At 33.3% G+C, this 23,159-nt stretch carries 26 protein-coding genes; all 26 read left to right on the forward strand.

Features of this window, described 5'->3' with window-relative positions:
- Positions 1-4 precede the first annotated feature (4 nt).
- A complete protein-coding gene (locus tag A9178_RS00575; RefSeq protein WP_068671985.1) occupies positions 5-928 on the forward strand; it encodes a D-alanine--D-alanine ligase in 924 nt (307 codons plus the stop codon).
- A 145-nt stretch (positions 929-1,073) separates the two neighbouring features.
- A complete protein-coding gene (locus A9178_RS00580) occupies positions 1,074-2,351 on the forward strand; it encodes a Glu/Leu/Phe/Val family dehydrogenase (RefSeq protein WP_068671986.1) in 1,278 nt (425 codons plus the stop codon).
- A gap of 240 nt (positions 2,352-2,591) precedes the next feature.
- Positions 2,592-3,572 (forward strand): YpdA family putative bacillithiol disulfide reductase, encoded by a 981-nt coding sequence (locus A9178_RS00585; protein ID WP_082918033.1) that lies wholly within the window; start codon positions 2,592-2,594, stop codon positions 3,570-3,572.
- A gap of 134 nt (positions 3,573-3,706) precedes the next feature.
- Positions 3,707-4,354 carry a glutamic-type intramembrane protease PrsW gene (prsW, locus tag A9178_RS00590; RefSeq protein ID WP_068671987.1) on the forward strand — a complete coding sequence of 216 codons (648 nt, stop codon included), beginning with the start codon at positions 3,707-3,709 and terminating at the stop codon, positions 4,352-4,354.
- Between the two features lie 176 nt (positions 4,355-4,530).
- On the forward strand, positions 4,531-5,415 hold the full coding sequence (gene sleB / locus A9178_RS00595) for a spore cortex-lytic enzyme (protein WP_068671988.1): 885 nt from the start codon (positions 4,531-4,533) through the stop codon (positions 5,413-5,415).
- A 13-nt stretch (positions 5,416-5,428) separates the two neighbouring features.
- Positions 5,429-6,772, forward strand: coding sequence for a germination protein YpeB (gene ypeB / locus A9178_RS00600; RefSeq protein WP_068671989.1), 1,344 nt, complete (start codon positions 5,429-5,431; stop codon positions 6,770-6,772).
- Between the two features lie 97 nt (positions 6,773-6,869).
- Positions 6,870-7,523, forward strand: coding sequence for a flagellar brake protein (locus A9178_RS00605; protein WP_068671990.1), 654 nt, complete (start codon positions 6,870-6,872; stop codon positions 7,521-7,523).
- Between the two features lie 178 nt (positions 7,524-7,701).
- Complete coding sequence (gene cmk, locus A9178_RS00610; protein WP_068672652.1) at positions 7,702-8,382, forward strand: (d)CMP kinase; 681 nt, start codon at positions 7,702-7,704, stop codon at positions 8,380-8,382.
- Between the two features lie 16 nt (positions 8,383-8,398).
- The gene (locus A9178_RS00615) at positions 8,399-9,001 is read left to right on the forward strand and encodes a lysophospholipid acyltransferase family protein (protein ID WP_068671991.1); all 603 of its coding nucleotides are present in this window, start codon (positions 8,399-8,401) and stop codon (positions 8,999-9,001) included.
- Between the two features lie 74 nt (positions 9,002-9,075).
- Entirely contained in the window at positions 9,076-10,209 is a 1,134-nt protein-coding gene (gene rpsA, locus A9178_RS00620) for a 30S ribosomal protein S1 (RefSeq protein ID WP_068671992.1), read from the forward strand.
- Between the two features lie 142 nt (positions 10,210-10,351).
- Positions 10,352-10,954 (forward strand): YphA family membrane protein, encoded by a 603-nt coding sequence (locus tag A9178_RS00625; RefSeq protein WP_068671993.1) that lies wholly within the window; start codon positions 10,352-10,354, stop codon positions 10,952-10,954.
- Positions 10,951-11,853, forward strand: a complete 903-nt coding sequence (locus tag A9178_RS00630; RefSeq protein WP_068671994.1) for a YIEGIA family protein — start codon at positions 10,951-10,953, stop codon at positions 11,851-11,853. The genes A9178_RS00625 and A9178_RS00630 overlap by 4 nt, the downstream gene beginning before the upstream one ends.
- The gene (locus A9178_RS00635; protein ID WP_068671995.1) at positions 11,843-12,028 is read left to right on the forward strand and encodes a capping complex subunit for YIEGIA; all 186 of its coding nucleotides are present in this window, start codon (positions 11,843-11,845) and stop codon (positions 12,026-12,028) included. The genes A9178_RS00630 and A9178_RS00635 overlap by 11 nt, the downstream gene beginning before the upstream one ends.
- Positions 12,029-12,150: 122 nt before the next feature.
- On the forward strand, positions 12,151-13,461 hold the full coding sequence (gene der / locus A9178_RS00640) for a ribosome biogenesis GTPase Der (RefSeq protein WP_068671996.1): 1,311 nt from the start codon (positions 12,151-12,153) through the stop codon (positions 13,459-13,461).
- A gap of 10 nt (positions 13,462-13,471) precedes the next feature.
- Entirely contained in the window at positions 13,472-14,509 is a 1,038-nt protein-coding gene (locus tag A9178_RS00645; protein WP_068671997.1) for an NAD(P)H-dependent glycerol-3-phosphate dehydrogenase, read from the forward strand.
- 59 nt (positions 14,510-14,568) lie between these two features.
- Entirely contained in the window at positions 14,569-14,829 is a 261-nt protein-coding gene (locus A9178_RS00650) for a stage VI sporulation protein F (RefSeq protein ID WP_068671998.1), read from the forward strand.
- A 232-nt stretch (positions 14,830-15,061) separates the two neighbouring features.
- The gene (locus tag A9178_RS00655; RefSeq protein WP_068671999.1) at positions 15,062-15,259 is read left to right on the forward strand and encodes a DUF2768 domain-containing protein; all 198 of its coding nucleotides are present in this window, start codon (positions 15,062-15,064) and stop codon (positions 15,257-15,259) included.
- A 23-nt stretch (positions 15,260-15,282) separates the two neighbouring features.
- On the forward strand, positions 15,283-16,005 hold the full coding sequence (locus A9178_RS00660; protein ID WP_082918034.1) for a hypothetical protein: 723 nt from the start codon (positions 15,283-15,285) through the stop codon (positions 16,003-16,005).
- A 306-nt stretch (positions 16,006-16,311) separates the two neighbouring features.
- Complete coding sequence (gene spoIVA / locus A9178_RS00665) at positions 16,312-17,790, forward strand: stage IV sporulation protein A (protein ID WP_068672000.1); 1,479 nt, start codon at positions 16,312-16,314, stop codon at positions 17,788-17,790.
- Positions 17,791-18,213: 423 nt separating this feature from the next.
- Complete coding sequence (locus A9178_RS00670; protein WP_047185013.1) at positions 18,214-18,486, forward strand: HU family DNA-binding protein; 273 nt, start codon at positions 18,214-18,216, stop codon at positions 18,484-18,486.
- 256 nt (positions 18,487-18,742) lie between these two features.
- Positions 18,743-18,970, forward strand: coding sequence for a trp RNA-binding attenuation protein MtrB (mtrB, locus tag A9178_RS00675; RefSeq protein ID WP_068672001.1), 228 nt, complete (start codon positions 18,743-18,745; stop codon positions 18,968-18,970).
- Positions 18,971-19,078: 108 nt separating this feature from the next.
- Positions 19,079-19,870, forward strand: coding sequence for a heptaprenyl diphosphate synthase component 1 (locus tag A9178_RS00680; protein ID WP_068672002.1), 792 nt, complete (start codon positions 19,079-19,081; stop codon positions 19,868-19,870).
- A gap of 2 nt (positions 19,871-19,872) precedes the next feature.
- A complete protein-coding gene (locus A9178_RS00685) occupies positions 19,873-20,580 on the forward strand; it encodes a demethylmenaquinone methyltransferase (protein ID WP_068672003.1) in 708 nt (235 codons plus the stop codon).
- Positions 20,581-20,635: 55 nt separating this feature from the next.
- The gene (gene hepT, locus A9178_RS00690) at positions 20,636-21,607 is read left to right on the forward strand and encodes a heptaprenyl diphosphate synthase component II (RefSeq protein ID WP_068672004.1); all 972 of its coding nucleotides are present in this window, start codon (positions 20,636-20,638) and stop codon (positions 21,605-21,607) included.
- 78 nt (positions 21,608-21,685) lie between these two features.
- A complete protein-coding gene (gene ndk / locus A9178_RS00695) occupies positions 21,686-22,132 on the forward strand; it encodes a nucleoside-diphosphate kinase (RefSeq protein WP_068672005.1) in 447 nt (148 codons plus the stop codon).
- 131 nt (positions 22,133-22,263) lie between these two features.
- On the forward strand, positions 22,264-23,037 hold the full coding sequence (locus A9178_RS00700; RefSeq protein WP_068672654.1) for a CheR family methyltransferase: 774 nt from the start codon (positions 22,264-22,266) through the stop codon (positions 23,035-23,037).
- Positions 23,038-23,159 lie beyond the last annotated feature (122 nt).

Consider the following 23,159-nt stretch of genomic DNA (forward strand, 5'->3'; position numbering starts at 1 on the left):
TAACATGAAGATTGCTGTTCTTTACGGCGGAATTTCTGGGGAAAGGGAAGTCTCTCTCTCATCAGGAAATGGAATTATTAATGCATTAAAATCAAAAGGTCATGAAGTCATTGGAATTGATTTTCATCCGGATCGTCTGGAACAAATCATTCAGTTAAACGTTGACTTAGTCTTTATAGGTCTACATGGAAGATTTGGAGAAGACGGTAGAATTCAAAGTTTATTAGAAATGTTAAAAATCCCATATGTTGGTTCAGGAGTATTAGCCTCAGCTTTAGCTATGGATAAAGCAAAAGCTAAACAAATTTTCGATATGAACCAAATTCCAGTTGCTAAAAGTGAAACATACACGTTATTAGATAAGTATAGTAAGGAAGATATAGTAACTAGTATTAGGGAGACCTTTCAAATACCGTTTGTAATAAAACCAAATCAAGAAGGTTCAACTCTGGGGTTATCCATCATTAATGATGAAAGAGAAATTTACGATGCTGTTAACAAGGCGTTTAATAGTGATGATACCATTTTAGTAGAAGATTTCATTAAAGGAAAAGAATTAACAGTACCAGTAATGGGTTCCCCAGGTAATGAAAAGGCACTTCCTATTATTGAAATTATACCAAAAAATTCTTATTATGATTATGAATCGAAGTATGCACCGGGTGGTAGTGAACATATTGTACCTGCAAAAATTGATGAGGAGTTAACAAAACAAATTCAAAAATTCGCTGTTCAAGCTCATCAAGTATTAGGTTGCGAAACATATTCAAGAGTAGATTTTATCTTATCTGATGAGAATGTACCAGTTATTTTAGAGGTTAATACGTTACCTGGAATGACTCCAACGAGTCTTTTTCCTGATTCGGCTAAAGCGGTTGGTATATCCTACGAAGATATGGTTGAGCAATTTGTTAAGTTATCCTTATGATGTTAAATTATTTCAGTTGGAGATGGATTAAGCCCCCACTGAATACAATTTTTACTTTAATTGCATATTTATAGTGAACGTGTATACTAGTCATTAAATAGAATGTTTGCAAATTACTTTGGTGCATAATGTAGGAGGTAAATGCATGGTAGCCGAACAACCAGCAGACTCTAATTCAAATCAAGAAAACATGGATGTTTTATCGTCTACACGTACGGTGATTAAAACTGCATTAGAAAAACTAGGTTACCCGGAGGAAGTTTATTCGCTTCTCAAAGAGCCATTAAGGATGATGACTGTTCGAATTCCGGTAAGGATGGATGATGGAACAGTTAAAGTTTTTACTGGCTATCGAGCTCAACATAATGATGCTGTTGGACCTACAAAAGGTGGAATAAGGTTTCATCCAAAAGTAACGGAGAAAGAAATTAAGGCACTTGCTATATGGATGAGTTTAAAAGCTGGAATTGTTGATCTTCCATATGGTGGGGCAAAAGGTGGAATTGTTTGTGATCCAAGGGAAATGTCCTTTCGTGAATTAGAAGGTCTTAGTCGTGGATATGTACGAGCGATTAGTCAAATTGTAGGACCGACGAAGGATATTCCTGCTCCAGATGTGTTTACAAACTCACAAATTATGGCATGGATGATGGATGAATATAGTCGAATTGATGAGTTTAATAGTCCTGGATTTATAACTGGAAAGCCTGTTGTTTTGGGAGGATCTCATGGAAGAGAGACTGCAACTGCAAAAGGCGTAACAATAGTTCTTAAGGAAGCGGCTAATAAAAAAGGGTTAAAAGTGAAAGATGCTAGAGTAATTGTACAGGGGTTTGGTAACGCAGGTAGTTATCTTTCTAAATTTCTGCATGATTCTGGGGCGAAGGTTGTTGGTATATCAGATGCTTATGGGGCTCTTTATGATCCAAAAGGGCTAGATATTGATTATTTGCTTGATAGACGAGATAGTTTTGGTACTGTTACAAAGCTATTTAATAATACGATAACAAACAAAGAATTATTGGAGCAAGAGTGTGATATTCTAGTGCCAGCAGCAGTTGAAAATCAAATTACGAAAGAAAATGCGAAAAATATTAAAGCAAATATTGTTGTAGAGGCTGCAAATGGACCAACAACAATGGAAGCAACAAAGATTTTAACGGACAGTGGAATCTTACTTGTGCCTGATGTACTAGCCTCAGCCGGAGGAGTTACGGTATCTTATTTTGAGTGGGTTCAAAATAACCAAGGTTATTATTGGTCAGAACAAGAAATTGACCAAAAACTTAATGAAATCATGATAAAATCATTTAATACTATTTATAATACAGCGCAAACTAGGCGGGTAGATATGCGATTGGCAGCGTATATGGTCGGTGTTAGAAAAATGGCAGAGGCATCTAGATTCAGAGGCTGGGTGTAATCAAAAGTGCAGGTTAAGAACGTGACATCCTGGACTTCAATAACCCCTTTAACCAAAAAATCTGCCGTGTAAAACAGTATCTAAATAAAATATACTTTTGCCTTTAATTGTTATAAGGTGAAGGAAATTTTGCTGTAGCTGTAGTGATGGAGCTGGACAAAGCAAGAATAAGGACGAAAAAACTCTTATCATTTATAATAGGGTAAGAGTTTTTTTAATTTTATAAAGGAAGTGAAGAAATTGCATCACGAGGAGGTTATTATAGTAGGTGGAGGACCTTGTGGAATGGCATGTGCGATTGAATTACAAAATGCGGGTATAAATCCACTTATTATAGAAAAAGAAAATATTGTAAATACGATTTATCAATTCCCAACACATCAAACCTTTTTTAGTTCAAGTGAAAAATTGGAAATTGGTGATGTCCCATTTATTACCGAAAATAAAAAACCAGTTAGAAATCAGGCACTAGCATATTATAGAGAAGTTGCATTAAGGAAAAACCTGAGAATCCATTCATTTGAAAATGTACATAATGTTATTAGAACTGGGGATCATTCGTTTGTTGTTGAAACGAAGAGGATGGATGGAGAAGATAGAATTTATAAATCCAATCATGTAGTAGTTGCCACGGGGTATTATGACCAACCGAATTACATACACGTCCCTGGGGAAAATCTTCCTAAAGTTATGCACTATTTCAAGGAACCACATCCATACTTTGATAAAGATGTGGTTGTAATAGGAGGGAAGAACTCTGCTGTTGATGCTACGTTAGAGTTACATAAAGCTGGTGCTAGGGTAACGGTCCTTTACCGGGGAAATGAATATTCAACAAGTGTAAAACCATGGATATTACCAGAATTTGACTCATTAGTACGGAATGGGCGTGTAAATATGGTATTTAACTCGCAAATGACGGAAATAACAAATGACACGGTTACATATTCTGTGGATGATCAAGAATATACAATTAAAAATGATTTTGTTTTTGCTATGACAGGTTACCAACCTAATGTCACTTTTTTGGAGGATATAGGAGTACATGTAGATAAGAATACTGGAAAGCCAGATTATAATGAAACAACCTATGAAACGAATGTACCGGGATTGTATATAGCAGGTGTTGTAGCAAGTGGTTTCAACAATAATGAAATATTTATTGAAAATGGTCGCTTTCACGGTCAAGGTATTGCTAAATCCATAATTAGTAAAAAATAGCGGGAAATTTTTCCCGCTATTTTTTATTTGAAGATACAATAATGATTACTTCGTATGATTTTTATAATTAGTATTTTCATAACAGATACCTCATGTTAGGATAATAGTAGTGAATCGAAAAGAGGTTTAGATAAATGGTTGGGTTATTATCAGCTGGTTTAGCTCCAGCCTTTGCGATAATGTCATTTATATATTTAAAAGATCGGTTTACTGAACCCATTTCACTTATTGTAAAAATGTTTATTTCTGGTGCATTATTAGTTTTTCCTATTATGTTTATTCAATATGCTTTAGCTGCGGAAAATTTGACAAGTAGTAATTTTATACATTCTTTTTTCTTTGTTGCATTATTAGAGGAATTTTCTAAGTGGTTTTTATTTATCTATATGATTTATCATCATGAGGAATTCGATGACCATTATGATGGGATTGTATATGCTGTAGCTATTAGTTTAGGATTTGCTTCATTAGAAAATATTCTTTATTTATTAACGAATGGAATAGAGTATGCCTTTTTAAGGGCTTTCTTTCCCGTATCATCACATGCACTTTTTGGTGTGATAATGGGTTATTATTTTGGTAGGGCAAAAGTAACAGACTGTCATACTAATTGGAACCGTATTTTTGCTTTTGTTTTTCCATTTCTACTACACGGTATATACAATTACATACTAACTGGTATTAAAAGTAATTGGACTTATTATCTTATTCCATTTATGATTATTCTTTGGTTAGTTGCCTTACACCGTATGAAAGTAGCAAACCAAGCAACAACTTTATAGAAATTATAGCTTTACCTATCAATAGAAGGAACCTGATGTCTTCGTGTACATCAGGTTCCTTCTGTTTTTTTACCTCCTTTGAAAAACTACATATTTGAAGAATTTACTATTGGTGTATAAAAAGGGGAGTTTATCAAAAAATAGATATACAAAACTTGGTATCAGGAGGCAATGCAATGATCTATAAGCGAACAAGTCTACTAATTATAATTATGTTCACCTTGTTTGTAGTATTTGGAGCATCGAATGATTCAAAGACAGTTCACGCATTTAGTTCACAGGTTATTCAACAAGGGGCAGTTGGTGATGATGTTATTGAATTACAAGCAAGATTACAATATATAGGGTTTTATAATGGCAAAATTGATGGAGTTTTTGGTTGGGGGACTTATTGGGCATTGAGAAATTTTCAATATGAATTTGGTATGGAAATAGACGGTTTAGCTGGACAAACGACAAAAGATAAACTAGTTCAAGTTACAAATTATGATAAAGCATATGTAAAAAAACAGATAGAAAGTGGAAATAAATTTACTCATTATGGTGGGGTAGATAAAAATAAACAATCTAGTCCACCAAAATCAAATAATCAGAGTGGGGCAAAGCAACAACCATCGAATAATAATCAAGCATCCAATAGCAATCAACAAGGACAAGCTACAGGTGGGGGGCCTAATGTAACGGCAGTAAATGTACCCCAAGGATTCTCACAAAATGATATTCAATTAATGGCGAATGCGGTGTATGGAGAAGCAAGGGGAGAACCATACGAAGGACAAGTTGCAGTGGCTGCAGTTATTTTAAATCGACTAGAAAGTCCAACTTTCCCCAATACAGTTTCAGGTGTTATTTTCGAACCAAGAGCATTTACCGCCGTTGCTGATGGCCAAATATGGCTTACACCTAATGAAACAGCAAGGAAAGCGGTCTTGGATGCTATTAATGGGTGGGATCCAACAGGCAATGCGCAATATTATTTTAATCCAGATACAGCAACTTCAGCTTGGATTTGGTCTAGACCGCAAATTAAACAAATTGGAAAACATATATTCTGTAAATAGGAGGGTGAATTAAATGAAGAGATGGATATTGATAGCCTTATTAGCCGTAGTTGTCGCAGGAACAGCTTTTTGGGGTTATCAGGAACACCAAGAGAAGAATGCTATTCTGATTCAGGCGGAGAACAACTATCAAAGAGCCTTCCATAATCTTGCTTACCATGTTGATTTACTCCATGATGAGATTGGTACAGCATTAGCAATGAATTCAGATAAGCGATTATCGCCACAGATGGTAGAAATTTGGAGATTGACTTCAGAAGCTTCTTCAGATGTAAGTCAGTTACCTTTGGCACTTTTACCTTTTAATAAAACGGAGGAATTTCTTTCGCAAATAGGAGACTTTACTTATCGAACGGCTGTTAGAAACTTGGATGATTCTCCTTTAACTGATAAGGAAACAGACACTTTACAACAGCTATACAAACAATCTGCAGAAATTGAACAAGAATTAAGAAAGGTTCAGCACATAGCATTGGAAGAAAACTTGCGGTGGATGGATGTCCAGTTAGCATTAGCATCGGATGATGACCAAGGTGATAATACTGTAATAGATGGATTAAAAACAGTGGAGAAGACTGTAAAAGGATTTTCAGAAACAAATGTGGAATCATCTATTATCGGTACTTCAGCTGAGAACCACCAATACAATTATTTAAAAGGGAGTAAGGAAATAAGTGAGAATGAAGCGTTGCGAATTAGTAAGGATATATTAAAAGTAAAAGACCCATCAAAAATTAAGCTATCAGAAACAGGGGATGGAGCGGATGTTCCGTTATATACGGCAACTTATGTTAGTGATGATCGAAGAGGATATATGGATATTACTAAACAAGGTGGAAATCCAATCACACTATTAAAAAGTAGACCAGTTGGAGAAAAGAAGATAAGTTTAAATGAGGGAATGGAGAATGCCACAAAGTATATTAAGCAATTAGGATTTAAAAATATGGTTTTATTTCAAAGTAGTCAATATGATAATATAGGGGCGTTTACTTACTTATATAGTCAGGATGGAGTAAGGGTATATTCTGATGCGATTGAGGTCAAAGTAGCACTAGATAATGGTGAGATATTAGGATTAACTGCGCAAAATTATATGAAAAACCATAGGGAAAGAAGTATACCTAAGCCGGAAATTTCAAACTCTGAAGCAAAAGAAATGGTGAATCCAAATGTAGATATACAAGAGGAGTTTTTGGCTATAATTGACAATGACTTGGGAGAAGAAATTTTAGCGTATGAATTTTTAGGTGTTTACGGTGATGATACGTACCGAATATTTATCAATGCTTTAAATGGAAGAGAAGAAAAAGTTGAAAAACTTGGTGGAAGTGAAATAAATTATGCTATGAACTAAGGGAGAGGTTTAAAACCTTTCCCTTTTTATTATTTTTTGCAATAATAGGTATATAGTCTTATCTTTTCTGAGGATTAATTGAAGGAGTGGGTTTTATATGAAGATTGGTTCTTCCATAACCCTTGAAGTAAGAGAAGCAAAAAATAAAGTGATAAAGTATCGTTGTAAAATAATCGAAGAAACTGAACAATATTTAGTTGTTGATTACCCGATTAGTATTCATAATAATAAAACGACCTATTTAGCTGTAGGAACGAGGGTATCTATATCTTTTATTGATAATAAAGCGGTGTATCAATTTAATAGTAAAATACAATCAAGGATCAATTCAAAAATACCAGCCCTGGTTATACCATATCCAGAAAAAGAAGAAATACATAGGATTCAAAGAAGGAAATTTGTAAGGGTTGAAACAGCTGTTGATATCGCTATCCATAGTGTAAAGAATAAATTCCAGGCATTTACGGGGGTTACTTCCGATATTAGTGGTGGAGGACTTTCTTTTACCATTCAAGAGGATCGATTTCTTGAGATTAGTGACCATTTAAATTTATTTATTGTTCTTCCAATGGCCTCAGGTGACTTTGAGTATTTAACTTTAAATGGTGAGATTGTTTACCAAAAAAAATTGAAAAACACTTTACTAAGAACTTCGGTTAAATTTAATAATATTACTACGAAAGAACAACAAATAATTGTACGGTTTTGCTTTGAAAGGGAACGTGAGATTAGAAAAAAAGAATTGCAATAATATCTATTAATAAATAGACCATTTTTTTCAATGTATGTTATTATTCTATTTAGGAATGTTAAGCGTAGATTATAAGTTCAATTAATTCGGTGGAAGATGGGAGTTAATTCAACACCTACTGATTAGTTTTACAATATTTACAATGGATTGAATGAGAGGAATGAATGAAAAAAACATGATTGAAAAAAGAATTGCAGTTGCAATAGATGGTCCTGCTGCTGCTGGTAAAAGTACAGTGGCAAAAATAATTTCCGAAAAGCTATCGTATATTTACATTGATACTGGCGCAATGTATCGTGCATTGACATTAAAAGCGTTAAATAATAATTTAGATTTAAAAGACGAATCAAAAATAGAAGAAATTTTATTACATACTACGATAGAATTAAATCAAAAAGACAATAAACAAATCGTTCTACTTGATGGTGAAAATGTTACGGAAGAGATACGCAACCAAGAAGTAACAAACAATGTTTCTTATATCGCTAAAATATCTGCCGTTCGTGAGCAAATGGTTCTTAGACAGCAAAAACTTGCTGAACATCGGGGAGTAGTGATGGATGGAAGAGATATAGGTACCCATGTCTTACCAGATGCGGAAGTAAAAATATTTTTAATTGCAAGTGTGGAAGAAAGAGCAATCCGCAGGTACGAAGAAAATAAACGTCGTGGAATTTTAACTGATTTGGAAGAACTTAAAGAAGATATTAAAAGACGCGATGAAATGGATATGAATCGTAAAGTATCTCCTTTAATAAAGGCTAGTGATGCAGTGGAAGTAGATACAACCTCTTTAACTATTGATGAAGTTGTACAAGCAATATTAAATGTAGTTTATAACTATTTGAGAGAAGTTTAGTAAAGGGAGAGAACTTATGCTTTATACCATTGCTAAAAACATAGTGGCAATTATCTTATTTCCTTTATACCGTATTAAAATTATTGGAAAAGAAAATATTCCATCAACAGGATCAGTACTCATATGTTCAAACCATATATCGAATTTAGATCCTCCAGTTGTCGGAATCACATCATCTAGGGACATTCACTTTATGGCCAAGGGAGAATTGTTTGAGAACTTCTTGTTTGGGAAATTGTTAACCGGCATTAATGCATTTCCTGTCAAACGCGGATTGGCTGATAGAAATGCATTAAGAAGAGGTCTTGAAATATTAAAAAATGGCAATGCGGTTGGATTATTTCCTGAAGGTACACGTAGTAAGACTGGGGAAATTGGTGAACCATTAGCTGGTGCTGGTTTCTTTGCTCTAAGATCCGAAGCACAAGTTATACCGTGCGCTATCATTGGTCCTTACAAGAAATTTCAAAGATTAACAGTAATATATGGAAAACCTATGGATATGGAATATTATCGAACAAACAAAAAATCTGCAAAAGAAGTAGCTGACGCAATTATGATTGAAATAAAAAAAATAAAAGAAAATCATGAAAATCAAGTATCTTTACTTGACAAATAATTACAATTATTAGAAGTTATATAGAAAGAATAGGTTTTAATTTCATTTTGTTATTGTAATAGGAGGTTATGGATATGGGCGAAGAAAACAAAGAATTACTAGAATTGCATGTAGATGATACGGTTACAGGTAAGGTAGTTAAATTAGAAGAAAAACAAGTGCTTGTAGATATTGGTTACAAGACGGAGGGAATCCTTCCAATTAGTGAGTTATCTAATCTTCATGTAGAGGCAACAAGTGATGTTGTTAAAGAAGGGGACGAGCTAACAGTTAAAGTAAAAAAAGTGGAAGATGATGAGGTAATACTTTCTAAAAAAGCAGTAGACTCAGAACTTGCTTGGAATGATTTAGTTGATAAATACGAAAATGGAGAAGTATTTGAAACAGAAGTGAAAGACGTTGTTAAAGGCGGCCTAGTAGCAGATGTAGGTATTCGTGGTTTTATCCCTGCTTCCCTTGTAGAAACTTTCTATGTAGATGATTTTACGGATTATAAAGGTAAAAATTTAACAGTAAAAATTGTAGATTTAGATAAAGAAAAGAATCGAATTATATTATCACATCGCGCTGTTGTGGAAGCAGAAGAAAATGAGAAGAAAAGTTCATTACTTCAAACACTTGAACCTGGACAAGTAGTGGAAGGAACGGTTCAAAGGATTACTAACTTTGGCGCTTTTGTTGATCTTGGCGGAATTGATGGATTAGTACACATTTCTCAACTCGCTCATGAGCATGTTGAGAAAGCTTCTGACATTGTTTCTGAAGGGGACAATATTAAAGTTGAAATCTTATCTATTGATCGTGATAATGAGCGTATCTCACTATCCCATAAAAATACATTACCAGGACCATGGGCAAATATTGAGGAACATATTTCAATTGGAGATGCTTTAGAAGGAACAGTAAAAAGACTTGTAAATTTCGGAGCATTTGTTGAAGTTTTACCAGGTGTAGAAGGATTAGTTCATATTTCCCAAATTGCTAACCGCCACATTGGTACTCCTCAAGAGGTTTTAGAAGTTGGTGAAAAGGTTAAAGTAAAAGTACTTGACCTTAATGAGAGCGAAAAACGCATTTCGTTAAGTATAAAAGAACTTGAACAAGAGCAAGAAGAACAAGAGTACAAACAATATGAAAAAGATGAAGAACAATTTGGAATACATCTTGGAGATTTAATTGGCGATAAACTAAATAAATACAAGAATTAATAAAAAAGGCTTTTTCCAAAAAAGGAAAAAGCCTTTTTTATTAATTCTTCTGTAAAAAGTATAGAAAAACAATTTTTTGAAATTGTATAAATTTAACGTAATCTAGCAATAATGCGTAATAATAGGTGGTGATATGTAAAAAATGGAAGAAGGTATTTTGTTTTTCTGGACTAGTTGGTTATTATGGATCATTGTTACGTTTCTTATGAAAAAATCATTTAGACGTACCCTATTAGCTTATTGGACTTTATTAACAATTATAGGTTCATCTTTTTATTTCTATATTGGTCCTTTTGTATTTTCTTTAGCAATTTTCATACTTTTAGGTGGAACGATTATATTAATGTCTAAACAAACAAAAACGATTTACCATTTACTTTCCGCTTTTACAATAACGATTTGTTATTCCGCATTATTGCTTTGGGAAAAGATCTCTCCAATTTGGGTTATTTTACCGAGAGAAATTTTAATTTCTATTATCATTGGTTATTTAGTTACTATACTTAGTTATAACTTTAGAGGTCGGATAAGTATATGTCTGTTCGGTATGCTTACTGGGGAAATGATCTATAGTTTTATTTTATCAGGATACGGGTTTCAGGAAGTAGTAGGTGAAAAAGCATTTTTAGATACTTTAATATATGCCCTTTTATTATTGACTGTTTTAGACATACTACATAAAGGGAGAATTAAAGTAACAACCCTCATTACAAAATTATTAACAAAATTAGAGGTGGCGAAATGAGCGAATTTACTTATCCTATACTTTTTGGAATTTTAATAGGTACTATCCTAAGAATTGCAATGTTAAGAACAGATTATCGACAATATCCAACCTATCTTCATGGTAAAACGATTCATGTATCTTTAGGGTTTATAGCTGCAGCATTAGGTTCATTAGTTATACCTGCACTATTATCGAAGGAATATACAGCGGTAACTATTTTAACAGTTGCAGCAACACAATTTAGAGAAGTACGTAACATGGAAAGAAATACATTAAATGAAGTAGATAGCTATGAATTAGTTTCTAGAGGAAAGACGTATATTGAAGGGATTGCCATTTCTTTTGAAAGTAGGAATTATCTCGTTATCATTACTTCATTTATCGTGACCTTTGTATATGTATTTACGAATATTATCTTTGCTATCGTAGCAACTATTATATGTTTTATTCTGTCTAAAATTTTAATGAGTGGAAGCGTTATGAAAGAAATTGTAGATATTGAATATAAAGACTTACATTTTGATGGGGCTGGTTTATATGTCGATAATATTTATATTATGAATATCGGATTACCCGAAAGACAAAAAGAAATTAAGAAATATGGAATGGGTTTTGTTTTAACTCCTAAAGATATGAACACCATTACTACGGTATCAAATTTAGGACAAAGACAAGCTATTTTACATGATGTATCTATTGCTTTAGGTGTATTTCGTGATTCAGGAACGCCAGCACTTACTCCATTAATTAAGCGGGATTTAGATGATGGTAGATTGGGTGTGTTTGTACTTCCTCAAGTTAGAGATGTGGATAAGGCAATTGAAATTATTGGTCAAGTCCCTGTTTTAGAAAGTGCGATTAGAATGCCGTCTGAATCTAAATCTCATAATAAGGAGGTACCATCAAATGATGATTGAAAAAGCAATATTAGCCGTCATTACTTTAGATCAATCTAAAGTATCTGGTGGAGCGCCTATTTTTATATGTGAAACGAAAGAGGAGTTAGAGAAGGTGGCAGCTAATATTGAAGCAATTACAGATGGGATCGTTCACGGATTGAGTGACGAATTATTTATTGTTGTTAAACATTAATGAACAGATAAACCCATATTATAATTGTTAATAATTTCTATATTTGCTAGAATATATAGAGGCTTCGCAACAAGCGAGAGCCCTTTTATTTTAATATTGTAAAAGAGAAAGGAACTCTTTTTATGAGGAAATCTGTAGTAGCAATAGTAGGAAGACCAAACGTTGGGAAATCAACCATTTTTAATAGATTAGTGGGAGAAAGAATTTCTATCGTAGAGGATATACCTGGAGTTACAAGAGACCGTATATACTCTGAAGCGGAATGGCTTAATCAAGAATTTAATTTAATTGATACTGGTGGTATCGAAATTGGAGATGAACCACTACTTATTCAAATGCGACAACAAGCAGAAATTGCAATCGATGAAGCGGATGTTATTATTTTTATTGTTAATGGGAAAGAGGGGATAACAGCCGCTGATGAAGAAGTAGCGAAATTGTTGTTTAAATCTAATAAACCAGTTGTGTTAGGTGTCAACAAAATGGACAATCCGGAAATGAGAGCCATGGTGTATGAATATTATTCATTAGGTTTTGGTGAACCATATCCAATTTCTGGAGCGCACGGATTAGGTTTAGGCGATTTATTAGATGAGGTTGTTAGTCATTTCCCTAAGATGGAAGGGGAAGAAAAGGATGAAGATACGATATACTTTAGTTTGATTGGAAGACCAAATGTTGGTAAATCTTCTCTTGTTAATGCCATTTTAAATGAAAACCGAGTTATTGTAAGTGATATAGAAGGAACGACTAGGGATGCAGTAGATACACATTTACAAAGGGATGGTCAAAACTATGTTATCACGGATACAGCTGGGATGCGAAAACGTGGTAAAGTTTATGAATCAACAGAAAAGTATAGTGTATTAAGAGCTTTAAAGGCAATAGACCGTTCTGATGTCGTTTTAGTATTAATTGATGCAGAAACAGGAATAAGAGAACAAGATAAAAAGATTGCTGGTTATGCACATGAAGCTGGAAGAGCAATTGTAATTGTAGTGAATAAATGGGATACGATTGAATCAAATGAAAAGGCGATGAAAGAATTTGAAAAAAAGATAAGGGCACATTTTCAATTTTTAGACTATGCTCCAATCGTTTTTCTTTCCGCCAAAACAAAAAAACGATTGCATACTTTAATGCCTATGATTCAATTAGCTAGTGAGAATCATTCCAAACGGATTCCAACAAACGTGTTAAATGATGTTATTATGGATGCATTAGCTATGAATCCTACTCCGACAGTCAAAGGGAAAAGGCTAAAAGTTTTATATGCTACCCAAGTAGCTGTAAAACCACCAAGTTTTGTTATATTTGTAAATGATCCTGAATTAATGCATTTTTCATATCAAAGGTTTTTGGAAAATAAAATTAGAGATGCATTTGGGTTTGAAGGAACACCTATAAAGATATTTGCACGTAGGCGTGGTTAGGGGGATGACAATGGATAAAATTGCAGTTCTGGGTGCTGGTAGTTGGGGTACGGCTTTAAGTATTGTACTATCAGATAATAACTATCATGTGAATTTATGGAGCTATAAAAAAGAACAAATGGAAGAAATTAATAAGTTTCATAAAAATGAACGTTATCTTAATGTACCCCTTTCAGAAAATATTGTTGCGTTTTCAAGTATAGAAAAAGCTGTTGAGAATGTTAAAGCAATTGTAATGGTTGTTCCAACAAAAGCGATAAGAGAGGTTTCTAAAGAGCTTAATAAAATGATCAGCCCTTCTATACCAATAATTCATGCGTCTAAAGGGATTGAACCTGGCACTTTAAAAAGAGTAACACAGATTATTGATGAAGAGATTGAACATTATAAATACGATGATATTGTAGTATTATCAGGTCCTAGCCATGCGGAAGATGTAGCTTTAAGGCATCCCACAACCGTAACTGTTGCATCTTTGAATGAAGAGAATGCAAAAATTGCGCAAGATATTTTTACTAATGATGCCTTTAGAGTATACACAAGCAAAGACGTTTTAGGTGTCGAACTTGGAGGATCCTTAAAAAATATTATTGCATTAGGTGCAGGTATTTCGGATGGATTAGGTTATGGTGATAATGCTAAAGCTGCCCTAATTACAAGAGGTTTAGCTGAAATAGCAAGACTAGGAACGAAATTAGGTGCAAACCCATTAAGTTTTCTTGGTCTTTCTGGTGTAGGGGATTTAATTGTAACGTGTACAAGCGTTCATAGTAGAAATTGGCGTGCAGGTAATTTATTAGGTAAAGGACATCCTTTAGATGAAGTTCTTGAGCAAATGGGTATGGTTGTAGAAGGGGTTAGGACTGTAAAGGCTGCATATCAATTTGCTAAGGAAGAAAATGTTGAAATGCCAATTACAATGGGAATATACGATGTACTATATAACCACAAAAAACCTAAAGAAGTAGTGGAACAATTAATGACTCGTTCTAAACGAGAAGAAATGAATGATATTGCTCATTTATTATATGAACGATATTCAAAATAACACGTAATGAAACTCCTTGCATATACTATTTTGAACTAAAAATGCAAGGAGGAAGTAACGTGAATAAATTCCAAAAAGGAATGTTTGACAAAATACAACAAAACTCAAACATAAATCCTCAAGATATTTTGAAAGTGGCAGACTCTGTAAAAAATGCAAATTTCTCAGATGAGAAAACAGTACGTAATCTGGTACGTCATCTAGCGAAAATGGCTAATAAACCATTAACGAAGGAGAAAGAAGACTCTATTGTTCAGGCAATCACTAACAACAAGATACCTGGAGACGCACAATCTTTAAATGATTTATTTAAAAAGTAACAATTCTGGGCAAGTGAGTATACATTAATACGTTTACATGCATAAAATAAATCGCACAAGCATTCAAAGATAGAGCTTGCATGGAGTTATTTAGTCAACACCGAGGTGAAGATAGCCCCCTTCATCTCGGTTTTTATTTTGGCTGTTACGCTTTACGTGTCTTTTTAATACTTAGAAATAGACTTCGTATGGTATAATACGATTTGCGTATAAAATTTTAGGAGTGAAAAAAATGTCGATTTCGATGCTTAAAATGTACATATCCTTTGTCGGGATGCTTTTATTATTTTTGGCTATGGGACTTATTTTTCTCAGTCGATACAAATTAAAAGGTTGGATAGCTAGAATCGTTTCATTATTTGCCTATATCAGTCTAATTTTTGGAGCATTTATTATCATTTACATAGTTCTAAGTGGTCCAACCGCATAGTCATGTAGAAGGAGGAGGTTTAATTGAAATATACCTTTAAAATAACGTTTACATTATTATTGGTTATTGCTATTTTAAGTGGTTGTCTCTATCCAGAAAGTGAAAAGTCTAAAAATCAGGAAGCGCATGAGGACCAATTAGTACGTGTCCAACAAGCAGTAGATGATTATCGTGAAGCAACAAATGGTCTAGTACCAATACGAACGAAAGAGAATGATACGCCGATTTTTCAAAAATATTTGATTGATTTCAATCTATTAAAAGAGAAAGGATTAATTTCAGAAATTCCCGGTAATGCATTTGAAAATGGTGGGAAATATCTATATGCCCTAATTACACCGGATGATCAACCAAGGGTGAAATTAATTGATCTTAGAGTGACGGAAACAATCCGTTCCATTAATATCCGGGTAAATACATATCGTGATGAACATCTTTACCCTCCATTTGGGGAAGTAGTAGCTGATGATATCTATTCTATAGATTATAAAAAAATAGGTTTAGAATCCACACCAACAGTAGAAAGTCCATATTCAAAGGAATCACTGCCAATTGTAATGGATACAAATGGGAAGTTATATGTGGATTATCGTATAGATCTAAATCATGCATTGCATGAGTACGAGCATGATTTTACAGAAGGGGATGATATCCGATATATATTAGCGGAAAATACACCATTTCTCCCGGCGTATTCATTACCTTATACGATTAAGAATGGAGAACCTGTTTTTTTAATTAAATAAATTTTACATATTTTTTCCCTTGTAACATATATTGTTGCAAGGGTTTTTTTGGCAGGTAGGAAAGTATAAATATCTTTCCCGTCTGAGGATCCGATTATTCGTCCTACCGTAATGAACTGTAGAAGCTCAACGAAGGCATTTGCCTAAAAGTGAGACTAATGCCAAGTCTTCTTTATCATTTTCATATTATTTTTCTCTTTTATTAACACTTTAAGTCATATTTTGATAGGACAACATCATAGAATTGTAATGTTATCATTCGTAGTTTTTCTGAAATTTAAGCATACAAGATCGGGAGGGGATCTTTTGGAAAAGATTGATATTTTCAAAGATATTTCAAAACGGACTAATGGAGATATTTACTTAGGCATTGTTGGGGCAGTCCGAACTGGTAAATCAACTTTTATAAAGAGATTTATGGAATTAGTTGTACTACCGAATATTGAGGATCAGGGTGAGAGAGAAAGGGCGCACGATGAACTACCACAAAGTGCTGCAGGTAAAACCATTATGACAACGGAGCCAAAATTCGTTCCAAATCAGGCTGTTTCGGTCAATGTGGATGAAGGCTTGGACGTAAATATTCGTTTGGTAGACTGTGTTGGATATGCAGTGGAAAGCGCAAAAGGCTTTGAGGATGAAGATGGTCCCAGAATGATTAATACTCCATGGTATGAAGAACCAATTCCTTTTCACGATGCTGCTGAAATTGGAACACGAAAAGTAATTCAAGAACATTCTACCATTGGTGTGGTTGTAACAACAGATGGGACAATTGGGGAAATTCCTCGCGCTGATTATATAGATGCCGAAGCAAGAATTGTGGAAGAATTAAAAGAAGTGGGTAAACCATTTATTTTGGTTATTAATTCCGCAAGACCATCTAGCCAAGAAACCGAACTCCTTCGTAATCAATTAGCAGAGGAATATGATATTCCTGCTTTAGCGATAAACGTTGAATCTATGTCCGAGCATGATGTAAACAGTGTATTGCGTGAAGCATTGTTTGAATTTCCTGTATTGGAAGTTAACGTAAATTTACCTAGCTGGGTAATGGTGCTTAAAGAAAATCATTGGTTAAGAGAGAATTATCAAGAAGCAATACAAAATACAGTAAAAGATATAAAGAGATTACGAGATGTTGATCTAATCGTTGGAAACTTTGATGAGTATGAGTATATTGAGAAAGCTAGTTTGGCAGGTATGGAAATGGGAGAAGGGGTAGCTGAAATTGATCTTCATGCTCCAGATTACTTATACGATGAAGTACTGAAAGAAATTGTAGGAGAAGAGATTAGAGGAAAAGACCATTTATTAGAATTAATGCAGGATTTTGCACATGCTAAAAGGGAATATGATCAAGTAGCGGGTGCCTTGCAAATGGTGAAACAAACCGGTTATGGAATAGCCGCCCCGAGTCTAGAAGACATGATTTTAGATGAGCCTGAAATCATTAGGCAAGGATCCAGATTTGGGGTTCGATTAAAGGCGGTAGCCCCATCTATCCATATGATTAAAGTGGAAGTGGAGTCAGAATTTGCTCCAATAATTGGAACAGAGAAACAGAGTGAAGAACTGGTTAGATATTTAATGCAAGATTTTGAAGAAGATCCATTATCAATTTGGGAGTCAGATATCTTCGGAAGATCATTAAGTTCCATTGTAAGAGAAGGAATTCAAGGTAAGATATCATTAATGCCAGAAAACGCAAGATATAAATTAAAAGATACTTTGGAAAGAATCATTAACGAAGGAACAGGTAGTTTAATAGCAATTATTTTGTAGCAGCTTTTTTAAAGCTGCTTTTCATTTTGATAAAAATAATTTATTCGCGGAATAGTCACTTCTGGCCCGAGCACCTTTGTTCTAATTTTTTAACAAAAAATTTCAAATATTTGGAAGGGATTCCAGTAGAGATGTCGTATTTGTATCATTAGAAGAGTTTGCTTATAATAACAATTGAGAATAATAGTATAAGAATTCAAAAAGGTTAGGTCTATTATCGATAAATATCGAATTTCTTAAAAAAATATTTAAGGAATTAGATACTAATTGTTGAATTTTATGGTAATCTCAGTTATTATAAGCCTTGTCATCAATTCACTTTGATGGCAAGACGTATAAAAGTGGACAAAATAGTGAACAAATGATTTTAAATAGTTATTTTGTTCTGATTTTATTTGCGAGATTTGGGAGGAGGTGAATGTCATGAATAAAACAGACTTAATTAATGCAGTTGCTGAAAAAAGCGAGCTTTCTAAAAAAGATGCAACTAAAGCTGTAGATGCGGTTTTTGAAGCGGTCATGGATTCACTTAAAAATGGTGAAAAAGTTCAATTAATTGGATTTGGAAATTTTGAAGTACGTGAACGTTCTGCGCGTAAAGGTCGTAATCCACAAACTGGTGAAGAAATCGAAATCCCTGCAAGCAAGGTTCCGGCATTTAAACCAGGTAAAGCCCTAAAAGATGTAGTTAAATAAATACATAGGGGCAAGATAAGAAGGGTACGTTTTTAAACGTATCCTTTTTCTTTGGTAGTTAGAGAGTAAAAACTTATTTTTTTAAATGCAACTAAGGCACTCCCAATTTATATCGAAATAATGTGTTTTCTATTAAATAAATAAGTTATCTAATACATAAAAATATCTAATACATAAAAAGTTTTTTGAAAATCTTTAGATTTAAGGATGGATTCAGTATAAAATGGTAGAATAAAAAAGATTTGGGAGGATTCGTATGAATAATAATACAAAATATAATTCCGACTTCTTTGTCATAAAAGCACTGGAAGATGGCGTGAATGTAATTGGTTTAACTAGAGGTACAGATACCCGTTTCCACCATTCTGAAAAGTTAGATACAGGTGAAGTGATGATTGCTCAGTTTACGGAACATACATCAGCGGTAAAAGTTAGAGGAAAAGCTCTAATCCAGACTAGCAATGGGGAAATGGAATCTGAATAAGTTTGCGATTTCACATTATAGAAAAAACAACCATTTGGTTCACGTAAGAATTATGCTATAATGACTAGAGCAGTTAAAGAGGGGCTAGAAAGGCTTTAGGTGATTTTTTTGACTACATCTGGCATAGATATTGAATTTATAAAAAAACAATTAAAAGATAAATTAAATCATTCATACATAAAACAAATAATAGGGAATCCAACTATTGATGAAGATAAATTGATTTTTATTTCAGCACTTATAAATAGACAATCAAGCCTATCATTAATCGAAAAGACACAGTTTATTATAACTACTATGTTAGTTCAGATTGCGTTGGATACCCACGAACAAGTTCCAGTAGCTTTTCATAAAGATATGAGCCAAGAGGATAAAGAGGATAATCAATTACGTGTCCTAGCTGGTGATTTTTATAGTGGACAATATTATTATTTACTTGCACAAATAGACCAGTTTGATTTTATTCAAACCTTATCTATTGCCATTAAAGAAATTAATGAAAATAAGATGAACCTATATTATCTAGATGATAACCTTTTAGAAGAAAGTATTTCTATTGTAAAAAATATAGATACTCTACTGCTTTCGCACGTCGCTAAATATTTTAATGACTCAAGTTTAAATAACTTAGCTAGTGAATGGTTACTTATTAAAAGATTAATTCAAGAAAGAGATATACTTAACGCTAATGAATATTCTATCTTTATTAGTAAATTTGTAGATAGTAATCCATCATTCCTTTATCAACTCGAATTATTGATTGAACAAAAAATTGTAATTCTTAAGCAGTTATTAGAGACTCAAGAAAGTTATCAAGATAAGGATTTAGTAACTTATGTTGATAAACAAATAAACTTATCTATGTTAAACTATAAAACCTCCATTGTGGAAGAGGGATAAAAATGGAAGAACAATCTAAAGAGGAACGTGTTCATCACGTATTTGAAAAAATATATAAAAATTACGACTCGATGAACTCCATCATTTCTTTTCAACGACACAAAGCATGGAGAAAAGATGTAATGAAAAGAATGAAGGTTAAAAAAAAATCTAGCGCTCTAGATGTTTGTTGCGGTACTGGAGATTGGTCTATCTCTTTGGCTAAGGCAGTTGGCAAAAAAGGATCTGTTGTAGGATTAGATTTTAGTAAGAACATGTTATCTGTTGCAGAAAAGAAAAAAGAAGAGAAGAATATTAAGCATCTTGAGTTAATCCAAGGGAATGCAATGGAATTACCTTTTGAAGATAACTCATTTGATTATGTAACGATTGGGTTTGGTCTTAGAAACGTTCCTGATTATATGACGGTCTTAAAAGAAATGTATCGTGTAGTTAAACCTGGGGGAAAAGTGGTATGCTTAGAGACGTCACAACCTACTACAATTGGGTTTAAACAAATATACTTTTTTTATTTCCGATTTATTATGCCATTGTTTGGAAGGCTATTTGCCAAAAGTTATGATGAATACGCTTGGTTAAATGAATCAACAAGGTCATTTCCAAATAAAGAAAGATTAAAACAAATGTTTCTAGAAGCTGGATTTTCCAAAGTGAAAGTAAAAAGTTATACGTTTGGAGTCGCGGCGATGCATATGGGTTTTAAAAAATAGAAATAATCTGTACACATTAGGTGTGTAACTTCTGGTAAGTATAAAGGTGAAGCACATGAAACTTCCAAAGACATATGGATATTTAAAAAAAGATTTAGATTTTATTGAAAAATCATTACATCAAACAATTCAAGCTAATCATCCAATTTTACGTAATGCTTCAACAGAATTATTAAATGCTGGGGGGAAAAGAATTCGTCCAGTATTTGTACTTCTTTCGGGACAATTAGGTGAATTTGATATCGAAAAAATTAAAAAAGTTGCTGTATCGCTAGAATTAATACATATGGCAACCCTTGTTCATGATGACGTAATTGATGAAGCAGAATTAAGACGTGGAAAACCAACGATTAAAAAGCGATTTGGAAATCGAGTCGCTATGTATACTGGGGATTATATATTAGCGAGAGCATTAGAGGAAATTACCTCTCTTAAAAATCCTAATGTCCATCATATTTTATCTAAAACAATAGTAGAAGTATGTATTGGCGAGATAGAACAAATGAAAGATCGGTTCAATTGGGATCAGGATTTAAGAAATTATTTAAGAAGAATTAAAAGAAAAACTGCTTTATTAATAGCGACTAGCTGCCAACTAGGTGGTGTTGTTTCAGGACTTTCAGACAAAGAATCCAGGAAAATGTTCCAATACGGCTATTACATTGGAATGTCCTATCAAATTATTGATGATATTTTAGATTTTACATCTACTTCTAAAGTACTAGGAAAACCAGCCGGTAATGATTTATTACAAGGGAACATTACACTGCCAATTCTATATGGGATGCATGATAAGGAATTTAATCTGTTATTGAAAAGTACTTTTCATCATCCTGAAAACGTCTCAAAGAAAGAAATGAATGAAATCATAAATAAATTACATTCCATCGGTGCTATTGAAAAATCCTATAAATTAAGTGAACAGTACTTGAAAAAGGCACTTCATACATTGGAAAGTCTCCCTGATCGAAAGGCAAGGAAGACTTTAGAAGATATTGCAAAGTTTATCGGTAAGAGACGCTCGTAAATATGTTGTTATTTTCTAATAAATTTGATAAAATTTATTAGGTAAGTCTAGTATGATACATATAGGGGTGTAAGGATTATGGAGAAAACTTTTCTAATGGTAAAACCAGATGGGGTACAACGAAATTTAATTGGAGAAATCGTAAGTCGTTTTGAATCAAAGGGGTATAAGCTTGCGGGTGCTAAAATGATGTCAGTTTCCCAAGAACTAGCTGAACAGCATTATGGTGAGCATAAGGAAAAACCATTCTTTGGAGAATTGGTAGATTTCATCACTTCCGGACCTGTATTTGCAATGGTTTGGGAAGGTGAAAATGTAATATGTACAGCACGGAACATGATGGGGAAAACAAATCCTTCTGAAGCTTCCCCTGGAACAGTTAGAGGAGATTATGGGCTAACTGTTGGGAAAAATGTGATACATGGTTCTGATTCTAAAGACAGTGCAGAACGTGAAATTAATCTATTTTTCAATCAAGAAGAATTACTATCATATGAAAAACAAGATAGTTCTTGGATATATTAGTTTAGATACCTCCGTTTGATATAACGGAGGTTTTTTAGCAAATACGAAAAATTTGCATAAGTACAACTAAGGTATTCGCTATGAGAATAGCAATGCCATGTTTTCTAACTAGAGGGAGTGGTTGGTTGATGATGGACGAAGACTATAATCAATTTATTAAAAAAATACATAATAAATTAGGTATTAATCTTAACTTATACAAAGAAGCGCAAATGAGAAGGCGAATTACAACATTAAAAAACAAACGTGGTTTTACTAGTTTTAATAGCTATTATAATGCACTAATGACAAATGGAGATTTACTAAATGAATTCATAGATAGATTAACCATAAACGTTTCAGAATTCTATCGAAATCCAAAAAGATGGGAAGTATTGAAGAATACTATTTTTCCTCAATTATTAAAAAATAATCATTCAATATCTATTTGGAGTGCAGCTTGTTCCACAGGCGAAGAACCGTATAGCTTAGCTATTTTATTACGGGAGTATTTTCCTAATATACGAGTAAGAATCCTGGCAACGGATCTAGATGAGAATGTATTACAACGTGCAAAGGAAGGTATATATCCAAAACAGGCTTTAAAGGACCTTCCTCAACCACTAATTAATAAATATTTCACAGAAAAAAATCATCTTTTTCATATTGACCCTTCATTAAAAAAAGACATTACATATAAAAAACATAATCTATTAGCGGATCCTTATCCTAATAATATGGATTTAATTGTTTGTAGAAATGTCGTTATCTATTTTACGGATGAGGCTAAGGATATAATTTATAATAATTTTGGAAAAGCCCTTAAACAAAACGGGGTCCTTTTTGTTGGAAGTACAGAACAAATCTTTAACCCTAACCAATATAATTTTAAATTAATAGATACGTTTTTTTATCAGAAAAATTAATCTATGAGAGTGATTAAGATATTAAAGGTAATTTATTTATAAAATTTTTATCACAAATAATAGAATATATGCTATAGTAGTTAGAAAATATTTAGCATTCAAAAATATGTTGATAAAGGAGA

It is taken from the genome of Oceanobacillus sp. Castelsardo, from assembly GCF_001659985.1.
GTDB lineage: Bacteria > Bacillota > Bacilli > Bacillales > Amphibacillaceae > Oceanobacillus.

Coding starts and splice junctions, on each gene's coding strand:
- A9178_RS00575 (WP_068671985.1), top strand. CDS start 5: ATGAAGATTGCTGTTCTTTACGGCGGAATTTCTGGGGAAAGGGAAGTC.
- A9178_RS00580 (WP_068671986.1), top strand. CDS start 1,074: ATGGTAGCCGAACAACCAGCAGACTCTAATTCAAATCAAGAAAACATG.
- prsW (WP_068671987.1), top strand. CDS start 3,707: ATGGTTGGGTTATTATCAGCTGGTTTAGCTCCAGCCTTTGCGATAATG.
- sleB (WP_068671988.1), top strand. CDS start 4,531: ATGATCTATAAGCGAACAAGTCTACTAATTATAATTATGTTCACCTTG.
- ypeB (WP_068671989.1), top strand. CDS start 5,429: ATGAAGAGATGGATATTGATAGCCTTATTAGCCGTAGTTGTCGCAGGA.
- A9178_RS00605 (WP_068671990.1), top strand. CDS start 6,870: ATGAAGATTGGTTCTTCCATAACCCTTGAAGTAAGAGAAGCAAAAAAT.
- A9178_RS00615 (WP_068671991.1), top strand. CDS start 8,399: ATGCTTTATACCATTGCTAAAAACATAGTGGCAATTATCTTATTTCCT.
- rpsA (WP_068671992.1), top strand. CDS start 9,076: ATGGGCGAAGAAAACAAAGAATTACTAGAATTGCATGTAGATGATACG.
- A9178_RS00625 (WP_068671993.1), top strand. CDS start 10,352: ATGGAAGAAGGTATTTTGTTTTTCTGGACTAGTTGGTTATTATGGATC.
- A9178_RS00630 (WP_068671994.1), top strand. CDS start 10,951: ATGAGCGAATTTACTTATCCTATACTTTTTGGAATTTTAATAGGTACT.
- A9178_RS00635 (WP_068671995.1), top strand. CDS start 11,843: ATGATGATTGAAAAAGCAATATTAGCCGTCATTACTTTAGATCAATCT.
- der (WP_068671996.1), top strand. CDS start 12,151: ATGAGGAAATCTGTAGTAGCAATAGTAGGAAGACCAAACGTTGGGAAA.
- A9178_RS00645 (WP_068671997.1), top strand. CDS start 13,472: ATGGATAAAATTGCAGTTCTGGGTGCTGGTAGTTGGGGTACGGCTTTA.
- A9178_RS00655 (WP_068671999.1), top strand. CDS start 15,062: ATGTCGATTTCGATGCTTAAAATGTACATATCCTTTGTCGGGATGCTT.
- A9178_RS00670 (WP_047185013.1), top strand. CDS start 18,214: ATGAATAAAACAGACTTAATTAATGCAGTTGCTGAAAAAAGCGAGCTT.
- mtrB (WP_068672001.1), top strand. CDS start 18,743: ATGAATAATAATACAAAATATAATTCCGACTTCTTTGTCATAAAAGCA.
- A9178_RS00685 (WP_068672003.1), top strand. CDS start 19,873: ATGGAAGAACAATCTAAAGAGGAACGTGTTCATCACGTATTTGAAAAA.
- hepT (WP_068672004.1), top strand. CDS start 20,636: ATGAAACTTCCAAAGACATATGGATATTTAAAAAAAGATTTAGATTTT.
- ndk (WP_068672005.1), top strand. CDS start 21,686: ATGGAGAAAACTTTTCTAATGGTAAAACCAGATGGGGTACAACGAAAT.
- A9178_RS00700 (WP_068672654.1), top strand. CDS start 22,264: ATGGACGAAGACTATAATCAATTTATTAAAAAAATACATAATAAATTA.